This is a genomic window from Pseudomonas azotoformans, from assembly GCF_900103345.1.
GTDB lineage: Bacteria > Pseudomonadota > Gammaproteobacteria > Pseudomonadales > Pseudomonadaceae > Aquipseudomonas > Aquipseudomonas azotoformans.
In genome coordinates this window covers 112,844-125,139 of sequence record NZ_LT629702.1, presented here as the reverse complement: position 1 = coordinate 125,139, position 12,296 = coordinate 112,844, and the positions used below count along the sequence as shown (strand labels likewise).

At 60.7% G+C, this 12,296-nt stretch carries 13 protein-coding genes; 8 read left to right on the top strand and 5 right to left on the bottom strand.

Features of this window, described 5'->3' with window-relative positions; all coding sequences use genetic code 11:
- The first annotated feature begins 42 nt into the window (after window positions 1-42).
- From BLR69_RS00635 to BLR69_RS00625, 3 genes are all read left to right on the top strand, one after another.
- Window positions 43-324, top strand: a complete 282-nt coding sequence (locus BLR69_RS00635; RefSeq protein WP_058426920.1) for a hypothetical protein — start codon at window positions 43-45, stop codon at window positions 322-324.
- Window positions 325-433: 109 nt separating this feature from the next.
- Window positions 434-1,165 (top strand): SDR family oxidoreductase, encoded by a 732-nt coding sequence (locus tag BLR69_RS00630; RefSeq protein WP_071496134.1) that lies wholly within the window; start codon window positions 434-436, stop codon window positions 1,163-1,165.
- A 36-nt stretch (window positions 1,166-1,201) separates the two neighbouring features.
- On the top strand, window positions 1,202-1,792 hold the full coding sequence (locus BLR69_RS00625) for a 2-hydroxychromene-2-carboxylate isomerase (protein ID WP_071496135.1): 591 nt from the start codon (window positions 1,202-1,204) through the stop codon (window positions 1,790-1,792).
- On the opposite strand, the gene BLR69_RS00620 is transcribed toward BLR69_RS00625, so the two are convergent.
- Entirely contained in the window at window positions 1,789-2,784 is a 996-nt protein-coding gene (locus BLR69_RS00620) for a zinc-dependent alcohol dehydrogenase family protein (protein WP_071496136.1), read from the bottom strand. The genes BLR69_RS00625 and BLR69_RS00620 overlap by 4 nt on opposite strands.
- A gap of 106 nt (window positions 2,785-2,890) precedes the next feature.
- Here BLR69_RS00620 and BLR69_RS00615 point away from each other — a divergent pair, with 106 nt between their 5' ends.
- On the top strand, window positions 2,891-3,799 hold the full coding sequence (locus BLR69_RS00615; protein ID WP_071496137.1) for a LysR family transcriptional regulator: 909 nt from the start codon (window positions 2,891-2,893) through the stop codon (window positions 3,797-3,799).
- On the opposite strand, the gene BLR69_RS00610 is transcribed toward BLR69_RS00615, so the two are convergent.
- The 3 genes from BLR69_RS00610 to BLR69_RS00600 all read right to left on the bottom strand — a co-directional run bounded on the left by BLR69_RS00610 (window position 3,792) and on the right by BLR69_RS00600 (window position 7,313).
- The gene (locus tag BLR69_RS00610) at window positions 3,792-5,600 is read right to left on the bottom strand and encodes an aminopeptidase P family protein (RefSeq protein WP_071496138.1); all 1,809 of its coding nucleotides are present in this window, start codon (window positions 5,598-5,600) and stop codon (window positions 3,792-3,794) included. The two genes, BLR69_RS00615 and BLR69_RS00610, sit on opposite strands and share 8 nt — an antisense overlap.
- A 49-nt stretch (window positions 5,601-5,649) precedes the next feature.
- On the bottom strand, window positions 5,650-6,810 hold the full coding sequence (locus BLR69_RS00605; RefSeq protein ID WP_071496139.1) for a cysteine desulfurase family protein: 1,161 nt from the start codon (window positions 6,808-6,810) through the stop codon (window positions 5,650-5,652).
- Window positions 6,811-7,043: 233 nt separating this feature from the next.
- Entirely contained in the window at window positions 7,044-7,313 is a 270-nt protein-coding gene (locus BLR69_RS00600; protein ID WP_071496140.1) for a hypothetical protein, read from the bottom strand.
- Between the two features lie 400 nt (window positions 7,314-7,713).
- Here BLR69_RS00600 and msuE point away from each other — a divergent pair, with 400 nt between their 5' ends.
- The 4 genes from msuE to BLR69_RS00580 all read left to right on the top strand — a co-directional run bounded on the left by msuE (window position 7,714) and on the right by BLR69_RS00580 (window position 11,856).
- Entirely contained in the window at window positions 7,714-8,277 is a 564-nt protein-coding gene (gene msuE / locus BLR69_RS00595) for an FMN reductase (RefSeq protein WP_058426944.1), read from the top strand.
- A gap of 9 nt (window positions 8,278-8,286) precedes the next feature.
- The gene (gene ssuD, locus BLR69_RS00590) at window positions 8,287-9,426 is read left to right on the top strand and encodes an FMNH2-dependent alkanesulfonate monooxygenase (RefSeq protein WP_058426926.1); all 1,140 of its coding nucleotides are present in this window, start codon (window positions 8,287-8,289) and stop codon (window positions 9,424-9,426) included.
- A 127-nt stretch (window positions 9,427-9,553) separates the two neighbouring features.
- Complete coding sequence (locus BLR69_RS00585) at window positions 9,554-10,741, top strand: acyl-CoA dehydrogenase family protein (RefSeq protein ID WP_071496141.1); 1,188 nt, start codon at window positions 9,554-9,556, stop codon at window positions 10,739-10,741.
- 11 nt (window positions 10,742-10,752) lie between these two features.
- Window positions 10,753-11,856 carry a sigma-54 interaction domain-containing protein gene (locus BLR69_RS00580; RefSeq protein WP_058426928.1) on the top strand — a complete coding sequence of 368 codons (1,104 nt, stop codon included), beginning with the start codon at window positions 10,753-10,755 and terminating at the stop codon, window positions 11,854-11,856.
- Here BLR69_RS00580 and BLR69_RS00575 read toward each other — a convergent pair.
- Window positions 11,845-12,210: an antibiotic biosynthesis monooxygenase gene (locus BLR69_RS00575; protein ID WP_071496142.1), complete on the bottom strand. Its 366-nt coding sequence runs from the start codon at window positions 12,208-12,210 to the stop codon at window positions 11,845-11,847. The two genes, BLR69_RS00580 and BLR69_RS00575, sit on opposite strands and share 12 nt — an antisense overlap.
- Between the last annotated feature and the right edge of the window lie 86 nt (window positions 12,211-12,296).

Sequence of the window (12,296 nt, the reverse complement as noted above, 5' to 3'; positions counted from 1 at the left end):
GAGCCGGCCTCTGGCATTGCAAGGCGGCTATTAAGGATAGGAATGAAGCGAATTTTGATACTGTTAATGGTCATGGCCGTTGCTGGTTGTGCCGCGACCACCAAGACAGAAGTGAAACGTGGCAAAAAAGGGCTGCATATCAACTGTTCCGGCCTGTCCTCTTCCTGGGAGCAGTGCTACACCAGTGCGACCAACTCCTGTGGCGCCAAGGGCTACCGAGTAATCGCAAAGTCCGGTGACAATTCCGAGGAACCTGGGGACTACCCCTTCGGCCTCAACCCTGCCGGCTACACCAGCCGCAGTATGATCGTCATCTGTAAGTAATCGAATGAGCAGTCATCTCTGACTGCTCCTATCAAATCCGGATACAAATCCGGCCCTTCGCGACACGGCGTCTAAACTCCTGCTCGACCATCGAGCCAACGGAGTTGCCATGACACACAATAAAAAAATCGTATTGGTAGTGGGTGCCGGTGATGCAACCGGCGGCGCCATTGCCAGACGCTTCGCCCGCGAAGGCTACGTGGCCTGCGTCACCCGTCGCAGCGCCGATAAGTTGCAGCCGCTGGTGGACAGTATTCACGCAGCTGGCGGCGAAGCCCACGGGTTTGCCTGTGATGCGCGTAAAGAAGAAGACGTTATAGCGCTGATCGAACAGATCGAAACTGAGCTGGGCCCGATTGAAGCCTTTGTGTTCAATATCGGCGCCAATGTGCCGTGCAGTATCCTGGAAGAAACAGCGCGCAAGTATTTCAAGATCTGGGAGATGGCCTGCTTCTCCGGCTTCCTGAACGCACGCGAGGTGGCCAAGCGCATGGTCACGCGCAATCGAGGCACCATCCTGTTCACCGGCGCCACCGCCGGATTGCGCGGCGGCGCAGGTTTCGCTGCATTCGCCGGGGCCAAGCACGGCATTCGGGCGCTCGCGCAAAGCATGGCGCGGGAACTGGGGCCCAGGAACATCCATGTCGCCCATGTCGTGGTCGACGGCGCCATCGACACTGACTTCATTCGCGACAACTTCCCACAAAAATACGCACTCAAGGACCAGGACGGCATCCTCAACCCCGAGCACATCGCCGATAACTACTGGTACCTGCACACCCAGCCACGCGACGCCTGGACCTTTGAACTGGACCTGCGCCCCTGGAATGAACCCTGGTAAGAACGCCCCTATAACAATAAGCAGCGAGCATCGACCATGAGTAAAACCTTGGAATTCTTCTTTGATCTGGGCAGCCCCGCCACCTACCTGGCCTATACCCAACTACCCGCGTTATGCGCAGCAACCGCTACACAGCTGGTTTATAAGCCCATGCTATTGGGCGGCGTGTTCAAAGCGACCGGTAACGCCTCTCCAATCACCATTCCCGCAAAAGGTCGCTACATGTTTGATGACCTGGCACGTTACGCACAACGCTACAACGTACCGCTTCAATTCAACCCGCACTTCCCCATCAATACGCTGATGTTGATGCGAGCGGTCACCGGCATCCAATTGCACCAGCCCAAACGTTTCCAGGACTTCGTTGATTGCCTGTTCCATGCCCTTTGGGTCGAAGGCCGTCACCTCGGAGACCCTGCCGTCGTGGCTGCTGTACTCACTGAAAACGGATTTGACCCCAATGAAATCCTGAATCTGGCCAATGACGAAACCGTAAAGGCCGCCCTGAAGGACACCACCGAGCAAGCCGTGCAACGCGGCGTGTTCGGTGCCCCCAGCATGTTTGTAGGCAACCAGCTGTTCTTCGGTCAGGACCGTCTGGAATTTGTGCGCGAAGCCTTGAGTTAGAACTCGATAGCCAAGCGCCCTTGTGCGCCGCTTGCGAGCAGTTCGTAAGCGGCGTTTGCACTGTGCAAGTCGAATTGACGCCCATCCATGATAGGCCTGAGCTTGCCGGCGTCGATCAACTGCGCCGCCTGCGCCAGTATCTGCCCGTGATGCTCACAGCCTTTACCTGTCAGCAACGGCAACAAGGTAAACACCCCCGAGTAGGTCGCCCCACGAAACGACAACGTTGCCAGGCTATGTTGCCCCCAGCCCAGGCAACTCACGACATGCCCCTGATAGGTCCTGGCGGCCCGAAAGGACGCATCCAGCGTCTCACCACCGACGGTGTCATACACAATGTCAAAGCCTTCGCCGCCGGTGTACTGCGCGACATACGCTTCGACCGTCTGCTGCCGGTAGTCGATGAAGGTCGCACCCAGCCCCTCGATGATCGAGCGATGCCTGGCGGAGCCGGTGGCATACACCTGTGCACCCTGGGCAATCGCCAATTGCACTGCGACGTGTCCTACGCCACCTGCGCCTCCCTGAATCAACACTTTGTGCCCAGAATCTACATGAGCCCGGTCCACCAATCCTTCCCATGCCGTAATCAGCACCAGGGGTAATACCGCCGCTTCACGCATGCTCAGGGTCACAGGCTTCTTCGCCAGCAAGCGCGCATCGACCACTGCGTATTCGGCCAACGAGCCTTGTGCGCCGCCGATACCGGTCGCCAACGCATATACATCATCGCCTACTTGCCAATCACCGGCGTCAACGCCTACCGCTTCAACAGTGCCCGCCAAGTCGACACCGAGAACCGCCGGCAACGGCTGCCGCGCATGGGCGGCCTGGCCCGCACGGATCTTGCCGTCCAATGGGTTTAAGCCACTGGCGCGAATCCGCACCAACACCTGGCCAGCGCCAGCCAAGGGCCTGGGCATTGTCGCCAACCGAAAGGGAGCATCCACGGCGTCCACCAGTAAAGCGTGCATATCAGTCATGTCAGCCATCTCGCGTCATTGAAGAATGAAGCCAATGATCCGCCTGCCACTCCATGCCGATAAGACGCCAAAAAGCTATAGTACCCATGCCTATTCCGCATGAATCGGACAGTTCATGGACAAACTCAACGCAATGGCGATTTTCGTTCGAGTGATCGAACGCGGCAGCTTTTCTGCCGTCGCCCGGGAAATGCAGACCAGCCAACCCACTATCAGCAAGATCCTGCGCGCCCTGGAAACCGAACTGGGTGGCAAGCTGATTGCCCGCAGCACGCGCCAACTATCCCTGACCGATGAAGGTCAGCGGTACTACAGCCATTGTCGTGAAATCCTCGCCGCCGTAGACGCCGCCGAACACAGCTTCCAAACCGGCAAAGAGTCGATCGCCGGTTCTTTGCGCATTGGTTCGTCAGTGAGTTTCGGGCGCCTGCAGATTGCGGCACGCCTGGGCGATTTCCTGCAGCGATACCCTGACGTGCAAGTCGACCTGCAACTCAACGATCACCTGCAGGACATGGTCAGCGAAGGCCTCGACGTGACCCTGCGCATTGGCGAATTAGCCGATAGCAACTTGATCGCAAGGCGCATCGGCACCACCCACCGCGCCACCCTGGCCAGCCCGGCCTACCTGGCCCGGCATGCCGCTCCGAAAACCCCGAAGGACCTCAGCCAGCACAACTGCCTGCTTTTCAACCTGCTCAGCAGCCAGAACCAGTGGGTTTACGAAAAGAAGGGTGAGCGGCACAGCGTGCGCATCGTCGGCAACGCCCAGAGCAACAACTCCGAAGCGGTGCGCGAGATGGTGTTGGCGGGACTCGGCATTGCGCTGTCGCCCCTGTGGCTGTTCTACGACGATTTGAAAGCTGGCCGCGTGGTCGCGCTGTTGCAGGACTACACCCCGCAGTCGCTGCCGATCCATGCAGTGTCGGCATCCAACCGTCGCCAGTCGGCCCGGGTCAAGGCGTTTGTCGACTATATCGCCGACGCCCTGGCCCAGGCTCCTGAACTGCAGGCAATCAGATAGCGGCAGTGCGTACCTGTAACCACTCCAGCGCTGCACCACTGAGCAATGGGCTCAAACGCGTGCGCACCTCAGCGTGGTAAGCGTTGAACCACTGACGCTCGTCGGCCGAGAGCAACGATGGCTCCAGGCAGCGCGTGTCGATCGGGCATAAGGTCAGGGTTTCGAACTTGAGAAACTCACCGAAATCGGTCTTGCCCGCTTCACGGTTCAACACCAGGTTCTCGATACGCACGCCCCAACGCCCCGGACGGTAAGTCCCCGGTTCAATGGAGGTGATCATCCCCGGCTGCATCGCCGTTTGCGGCGCCGTGGCCGCCTGGTAGGCAATCACTTGCGGACCTTCATGCACATTGAGGAAATAACCTACACCGTGGCCAGTACCGTGACCGTAGTCCACGCCTTCCGCCCAGATCGGCGCGCGGGCAATCGCATCCAGCAGCGGCGACAGGATCCCTTTCGGAAAGTGGGCGCGGGATAAGGCAATCACGCCCTTGAGCACCCGGGTACAGTCACGCTTCTGCTCGTCACTCGGCGTGCCAATCGGCACCATCCGCGTGATGTCCGTAGTGCCACCCAGGTACTGACCACCCGAATCGATCAGCAGCAGGCCATCGCCTTCGATCAATGCGTGTTCTTCTTCAGTGGCGTGGTAATGCGGCATCGCGCCATTGGCGTTGTAGGCCGCAATGGTGTTGAAACTCAACGACACATAACCAGGGCGGCGGGTGCGCGCAGCTGTCAGGTGTTCGTCGATGGTCAACTCGGTGATGCGTTCACGGCCCAGCGCGCTGTCCAGCCAGGCGAAGAATTCACACAGCGCTGCGCCATCCTGTTCCATGGCTTGGCGGATATGTTCCGCGTCGGCCAGGCTCTTGCGGGACTTGGCCAATGTGGTCGGGTTGAGGCCTTCGACCAGCTTGACGCCGGCATCGAGATTCTCCAGCAAACCCGCGGTGACGCGCGCCGGGTCGACCTGCAAACTGGCGCCCGCCGGCACCGCGCGCAAAGCATCCGCCACCTCGTTGTAGTCGCGCAGCGTCACGCCATCCTGCTCCAGCACAGCCCGTAGCTCGGCGTCGACTTTGCTCAGCGCCACAAACAGCGTGGCCTGTTGTTGATTGATCAACGTAAAGGACACGAACACCGGGTTGAACGAGACGTCACCACCACGCAGGTTGAACAACCAGGCAATGTCATCCAGGGTCGCGATGAAATGCCAGTCGGCGCCCTTCTCTTGCAAGGCAGCACGCAGCGAAGCGAGTTTTTCAGTACGGCTGACAGTCGCCTGCGGTGGCAGGTGTTGATAGATCGGCTGGTTCGGCAATGCCGGACGGTCATGCCAGACTTCATCGAGCAGGTCGATATCGGTACGCAGGCTCGCGCCGCGCTCCGCCAACTTACTGCCCAGGGTACGCGCCGAAGCCACGGCCATGACCGCACCATCCACCGCCACCACGCCACCTTCCGGCGTTTGCTCGGCCAGCCACTCCAGCGGGCCGGGTTGGCCCGGCTGCAGCTTCACCAATTCGATGCCGCTGCCCTTGAGTTCCTTGGTCGCCTGTTCCCAGTAACGGCTATCGGCCCACACACCGGCGAAATCCGCAGTGACAATCAGCGTGCCCACCGAGCCATGAAACCCCGACAGCCACTGCCGCCCCTGCCAGTAACCCGGCAAGTACTCGGACAAGTGCGGGTCAGCCGACGGCACCAGCAGGGCGTGAATGCCCTCGCGGCTCATCAGTTCACGGGTATGCGCCAGGCGCTGGGGAACCGTTCCATGGGTCAAGGGCTGCGTACTCATTGTGTCTCCTGCTAACCACGAATAATTATTATGTGTTGCGATAAATGAATCAGACCGCCCAGAACGCCGGTGCACTGGCGAGGGCCGCCTTGATCAGTTGTACCGCCTGGTCGATATCCTGCTCGGTGGTAAACCGGCCGAGGCTCAAGCGAATGGTGCGGCTGGCGCTGCGTGCATCATGGCCCAGGGCAAGCAGCACATGGGACGGTGCATTGCTGGCCGAATTGCAGGCCGAGGTCGCAGAAAACGCGATCCCCGCACTCAACGCAGCGGCGTTGATTTCGCCTTCACTGAACGTGAGGCTCAGGGTATGTGGGATACGCTGTGTAGCGCTGCCGTTGAGGCGCACACCGGCCACCGAATCCAACTGGTCAAGCAGGCGCTGGCGCAGAGCCACGATCACCGCCTTTTCTTCAGCGAAAGACGCCGCCGCCAAGGCGAACGCGGTGCCCATGCCGGCAATCTGATGGGTCGCCAGGGTGCCGGAACGCAAGCCGCCTTCGTGGCCGCCGCCGTGAATCTGCGCCAGGACTTTCTGCTGCGCCCGTGGCCCGACATACAACGCGCCGATACCTTTGGGGCCATACAGTTTGTGCGCGGAAAACGACATCAGATCCACTGGCCACTGCGCCAGGTCGATCGCCACCTTGCCCGCACCCTGCGCCGCATCCACATGCAACAACGCGCCGTGTTCACGCACGCGGGCACCGATGGCGGGGATATCGTTGAGGGTGCCCAGTTCGTTGTTCACCAGCATCAGCGACACCAGGAAGGTGTCCTCACGCAAGGCTTCGCTGACGGCCTCGGCGCTGATCAAGCCATCAGCGTCCGGCACCAGGTAGGTCACGGCCACACCGGCTTCCTGCAATTGTCGCGCGGTATCCAGGGTGGCCTTGTGTTCGATCTGGCTGGTGATGATATGCCCACCCACCACGCCCCTCGCCTGGGCCACGCCCTTGATCGCAAGGTTGTTGGACTCGGTGGCGCCGGAGGTCCAGACGATCTGTTCAGGGTTGGCACCGACCAGCTCGGCCACCTGGCGACGCGCCTGTTCGACCGTTTGCCGGGCCGCCTGGCCGAACGCGTGGGAACTGGACGCGGGGTTACCGAAATTGGCATTGAAGCCCAGACACTCGATCATCACCTGGATGACCCGCTCATCCACCGGGGTGGTGGCGGCGTAGTCGAAATACAACGGACGTTTATTCATGACGTTAGAAACTCGCAGAGCAGGTTCCCGAGAGCAGCGTCTCAGGGGCGCGGACCGGGACAGAGGTCGTCAGGTTTAACCGATCACATGCCATTAAAGAAGGACCACTTTATGTAAATGTGCGTAGGAACGCTCCTGAAATTCAGCTTAACAGGCTGAAGTCGCTCCATGGCAAACAAAAAGCCCGAGGATCCTTGTGGATAACCTCGGGCTTTTTGCCGCTGGGTACGGATTCAACTGGGACGACCATGCAGGATCACGCTGCGTTCGGCGTTCATCTCGCTCTGGCGATCAAAGCCGAAGGGTTTCTGTGGCTGGCCGGTCAGTGCGGCACGCTGCTGTTGATATTCGTCAAACGACAAACCACGACGGCTCAATGCCTCCAGGGCCAACTGTTTGGTTTCTTCCGCGGTGTAGGGACGCAATTCAGGCGAAGGATGGGTCGCACATCCGGCAAGGACTGAGCTGACAATCAATAAGGAAACAGCGAGGAATCGGTTCATGGCGGTGGCCCTGCAAAGGAGGTTTCGAGTCAATGAACACAGGCTACTCCCGCCCTTTCACGGTGAAAAATCACCTGCCTTGATAGTTGCTATCAACCGCCAAGACACCTCCGATAGCATCCACTGCATATTTCTTTATGCTCTATAAATATGGAAATACGTTCATTTACGGAATAAATACAACCCTCTATAACGGGTCCTACATCGCCTTGGCACTGTTGCCCACGCAACTGTTGCCCTGGCAACAGCCAATCAACAAAACACCAGGCAGCCAACACCGGCATTTTTCAGCAGTGAGCCTGCAACCCACGTCAATCAAGGCCTGCACCCGTTGGTACAGCTCTTGCTCAAGCGATTGCACTCCACCTGCGATGACCCACTGTTGAAGAAGGAACTGTTCATGACCCGTCCCCTGAATGTCGTTGCCCTGTCCGGCGGAACCTGGCGCCCATCCCGTACCCTGGTGTTGACCCAGGCGGTGCTGGCTGAGCTGGCGACCTTGCTGCCGATCCAGGCCACCTTGATCGAGCTGGGGGATATCGCCCGGCCGCTGGGCGGTGCGCTGTCCCGTGATGAACTGCCAGCAGAAGTCGAAGCGCAACTGTTGGCCATCGAACAGGCCGACCTGCTGATCGTCGCCGCACCGGTCTATCGCGGCTCCTACCCAGGCCTGCTCAAGCACCTGTTCGACCTGGTCGGCCTCAATGCGCTGATCAATACACCCGTGCTTCTGGCGGCAACCGGCGGCAGTGAACGCCACGCGCTGGTCCTCGACCACCAGCTGCGCCCGCTGTTCAGCTTCTTCCAGGCACTGACCCTGCCGATCGGTGTGTACGCCACCGAAGCCGACTTCACCGACTACCAGATAACCAGCGAATTGCTGAAAGCCCGTATTCAACTGGCGGCAGAACGCGCAGCGCCCTTGTTTGCAGCGCACTCCCCCTCTCTGCTGAAAATCGCTTAAGGATTGGTCATGGATGTTTTCTGGTTTCTGCCCACACACGGCGACGGTCATTACCTGGGCACCACCCAAGGTGCGCGGCCGGTCACCCTCAATTATCTGAAACAAGTCGCCCAGGCGGCTGACAGCCTTGGCTACCACGGCGTGCTAATTCCTACCGGGCGCTCGTGCGAAGACTCCTGGGTCATCGCCTCGGCCTTGGTGCCACTGACCGAACGCCTGCGTTACCTGGTGGCGATTCGTCCGGGCATCATTTCGCCGACTGTCTCGGCGCGCATGGCGGCGACCCTCGATCGCCTGTCCAATGGCCGTCTGCTGATCAACGTGGTGACCGGCGGCGACCCCGACGAAAACCGTGGCGACGGTAGCTTTCTCGACCACGCCGAACGCTACGAAGTCTCCGACGAATTCCTACGCATCTGGCGTCGCGTGTTGCAGGGCGAATCGGTAGATTTCGAAGGCAAACACCTGCGTGTGCAGAACGCCAAGGCACTTTACCCGCCGGTGCAGAAGCCTTACCCGCCGCTGTACTTCGGTGGCTCTTCCGACGCCGCCCACGACCTCGCCGCCGAGCAGGTCGACGTGTACCTGACCTGGGGCGAACCACCCGCCGCTGTCGCGGAAAAACTCGCGGATGTACGTGAACGCGCTGCCCGCCACGGGCGCACCGTGAAGTTCGGCATCCGCCTGCATGTGATCGTGCGCGAGACCGAAGAAGACGCCTGGAAAGCCGCCGACACGTTGATCGAGCACATCAGCGACGAAACCATCGCCGCCGCGCAAAAATCCTTTTCGCGCTTTGATTCCGAAGGCCAACGCCGCATGGCCGCCCTGCACGACGGGCGCCGTGACAACCTGGAAATCGCCCCCAACCTGTGGGCAGGCGTCGGCCTGGTGCGTGGCGGGGCCGGCACCGCGCTGGTGGGCAACCCGCAACAAGTGGCCGAACGCATCAAGGAATACGCGGACCTGGGGATCGAGAGCTTCATTTTCTCCGGCTACCCGCACCTGGAAGAAGCCTATCGCTTCGCCGAACTGGTGTTCCCGTTGCTGCCGGAGCCCTACGCCAGCCTTGCCGGGCACGGCATCACCAACCTCACGGGCCCGTTTGGCGAAATGATTGCCAACGATGTATTGCCGACAAGAGCTTGAGATCAATGAAGTCCGCCTTGGGTGGGAGGGGCTGCTTCGCAGCCCAACGCAGGACAAGCCTGCTCACCACAGCAAGCCCCCTCCCACATTTAGCCTTCATTGCCAAACAGACATTGAGGAACACCGTGTGACCGCCAAACCCCACAGCGTCCTGCCGTCCCCCTTGCAGACCGCCAGACTGCTAGCCGCCGAATTCGCCCTCACCGCCGTCGAACGCGACGAACGCGGCGGCACGCCCAAGGCTGAACGCGACGCCTTGCGCCAGAGCGGCCTGCTGGCCCTGAGCATTCCCACCCAATACGGTGGCCTCGGCGCACGCTGGAGCGACACCCTGGGTATCGTGCGCGAATTCGCCAAGGTCGACAGTTCCATCGCCCATGTCTTCGGCTTTCACCACCTGATGCTCGCCACCGTGCGCCTGTTTTCGCGCCCGGACCAATGGCAACCCTGGTTCGAACAGACCGCGCGCAAAAACTGGTTCTGGGGCAACGCCCTCAACCCACTGGACACACGCACCGTGGTCAAGGATTTCAGCGGCTGGCGCGAGTTCTCCGGCAAAAAGAGCTTCTGCTCCGGCGCCAGCGACTCGGAAATGCTGATCGCCTCGGCGGTGGACGAAACCGCCGGTGGCAAACTGCTGATCGCCGCGATCCCCAGCGGGCGCAGCGGCATCACCTTGCACAACGACTGGAACAACATCGGCCAGCGCCAGACCGACAGTGGCAGCGCCAGTTTCGAACGGGTGCGCGTCGAAGAATCCGAGCTGCTGCTCGATCCGGGCCCGCTGAGCACGCCCTTCGCCTGCCTGCGCCCGTTGATTGCCCAACTGACCTTCACGCACATGTTTCTCGGCATTGCCGAAGGTGCTTTCGAAGAAGCCCGCAACTACACGCTGACCGAAACCCGCGCCTGGCATAAATCCTCAGCCGAAGACGTGCGCCAGGACCCATACGTGCTGCACCACTACGGCGAATTCTGGGTCGCCCTGGAAGGCGTGCGCCTGCTGGTAGAACGTGCCGCCGACCTGCTCGACCAAGCCTGGGCCAAAGGCCCGAACCTCAGCGAGCACGAGCGCGGCCAACTGGCGATTGCCATCGCCACCGCCAAGGTCGCCGCCACCCAGCAGGGCCTGGAGTTGTGCAGCCGCCTGTTTGAGGTCACTGGTGCGCGCTCCACCCACGCGTCGCTGCGCCTGGACCGTCACTGGCGCAACCTGCGCACGCAAACCCTGCACGACCCGGTGGACTACAAACTCCACGAACTGGGGGACTGGGCGTTGAACCACTCCCTGCCAATTCCGACGTTCTATTCCTAAGAGAGGTGCCCATGCAGCTTTTGACCCTACCGCCCTCGCCTGCTCTCGCGACGTCGATCCGCGCCACGGCCCAGGTCTTCGAAGACCCGAAATCCCAGGCACTGCTCGACCACATCCAGCAAGTGGCGCCCAGCGAAGCCAGCGTGCTGATCATCGGCGAGACCGGGACCGGTAAAGAGCTGGTGGCACGCCACATCCACAACCTCAGCGCACGCCGCAACCGGCCGTTCGTAGCGGTCAACTGCGGGGCGTTCTCCGAGTCCCTGGTGGAGGCCGAACTGTTCGGCCATGAGAAAGGCGCGTTTACCGGTGCCCTCAGCGCCAAGGCCGGTTGGTTCGAGGAGGCCGACGGCGGCACCTTGTTCCTTGATGAGATCGGCGATTTGCCGATGGCGATCCAGGTCAAACTGCTGCGGGTCCTGCAGGAACGCGAAGTCGTACGCCTGGGTTCGCGCAAGAGCATTCCGATTGATGTGCGCGTATTGGCCGCGACCAACGTGCAATTGGAGAAGGCCATCAACGCCGGGCACTTCCGCGAAGACCTCTACTACCGTCTCGATGTGGTCAGCCTGGAACTCAGCCCGCTGCGCGAGCGCCCCGGCGATATCCTGCCGCTGACCCGGCACTTTATCGAAGCCTACAGCCAGCGCCTGGGTTACGGCCCGATCACCATCAGCCGCGAAGCCGAGCACAAGCTTAAAAGCTACAGTTGGCCGGGCAACATCCGCGAGTTGGAAAACGTGATCCACCATACCCTGTTGATCTGCCGTAACGGCGTGATCGAGCGCGACGATCTGCGCCTGTCGAACATGCGCATCGAGCGTCAGGACGACAGCCAGCACGGCACCGACAACAGCGCCGACGCGTTGCTGGCGCGGGCCTTCCAGAAGCTGTTCGAAGAACAGGCCGGCGCCCTGCATGAAAAAGTCGAAGATGCCCTGCTGCGCGCCGCCTACCGTTTCAGCCATTACAACCAGGTGCACACCGCCAACCTGCTGGGCCTGAGCCGCAACGTCACCCGTACGCGCCTGATCAAGATCGGCGAGCTGGCGGTGAACAAACGCCGGCCCGGAGAAAACGTGCAAGGTGAGCGCATGCTGCACCTATCCATTTAGCCGGCAGTGCAACGCGTTGTCGTGGCTGCGCTCGAAACTGCGCAGCACCTGGAACGAACCAAAGGTCACGGCCGTGGCCTGGTGGGCGCGAATCAATGTCCAGAAATCTTCCTCGCCGTGCTCAAAACACTGGAAGGCCGCCTCGCCGTCTTCACGCGAGTGCCATTGCAGGTAATTGAGTACCCGCCGTCCGTCATCGCTGACCTGCACACTGGCATTGATAAAGCCGCCATGGCCTTGGGCCAGGCGTTCGCTCTGAAGGCTCAGGGCTGACACCAGGGCAGATTGTTGCCGGGGCTCGATCTGAAACTCGATCAATTGAGTGAAGCCGCGATTTTTCTCAGATACCTGCATGAACACTCCCCTTTCTCTGTAGGCAGAATCTTGCGATTCGATGCCACGCAGGCTAAAACCTCTAGTTAAGTCAAGGTCAAGCACTT

Coding starts and splice junctions, on each gene's coding strand:
- BLR69_RS00630 (WP_071496134.1), top strand. CDS start 434: ATGACACACAATAAAAAAATCGTATTGGTAGTGGGTGCCGGTGATGCA.
- BLR69_RS00635 (WP_058426920.1), top strand. CDS start 43: ATGAAGCGAATTTTGATACTGTTAATGGTCATGGCCGTTGCTGGTTGT.
- BLR69_RS00575 (WP_071496142.1), bottom strand. CDS start 12,210: ATGCAGGTATCTGAGAAAAATCGCGGCTTCACTCAATTGATCGAGTTT.
- BLR69_RS00625 (WP_071496135.1), top strand. CDS start 1,202: ATGAGTAAAACCTTGGAATTCTTCTTTGATCTGGGCAGCCCCGCCACC.
- BLR69_RS00600 (WP_071496140.1), bottom strand. CDS start 7,313: ATGAACCGATTCCTCGCTGTTTCCTTATTGATTGTCAGCTCAGTCCTT.
- BLR69_RS00610 (WP_071496138.1), bottom strand. CDS start 5,600: ATGAGTACGCAGCCCTTGACCCATGGAACGGTTCCCCAGCGCCTGGCG.
- ssuD (WP_058426926.1), top strand. CDS start 8,287: ATGGATGTTTTCTGGTTTCTGCCCACACACGGCGACGGTCATTACCTG.
- BLR69_RS00580 (WP_058426928.1), top strand. CDS start 10,753: ATGCAGCTTTTGACCCTACCGCCCTCGCCTGCTCTCGCGACGTCGATC.
- BLR69_RS00620 (WP_071496136.1), bottom strand. CDS start 2,784: ATGGCTGACATGACTGATATGCACGCTTTACTGGTGGACGCCGTGGAT.
- BLR69_RS00615 (WP_071496137.1), top strand. CDS start 2,891: ATGGACAAACTCAACGCAATGGCGATTTTCGTTCGAGTGATCGAACGC.
- BLR69_RS00605 (WP_071496139.1), bottom strand. CDS start 6,810: ATGAATAAACGTCCGTTGTATTTCGACTACGCCGCCACCACCCCGGTG.
- msuE (WP_058426944.1), top strand. CDS start 7,714: ATGACCCGTCCCCTGAATGTCGTTGCCCTGTCCGGCGGAACCTGGCGC.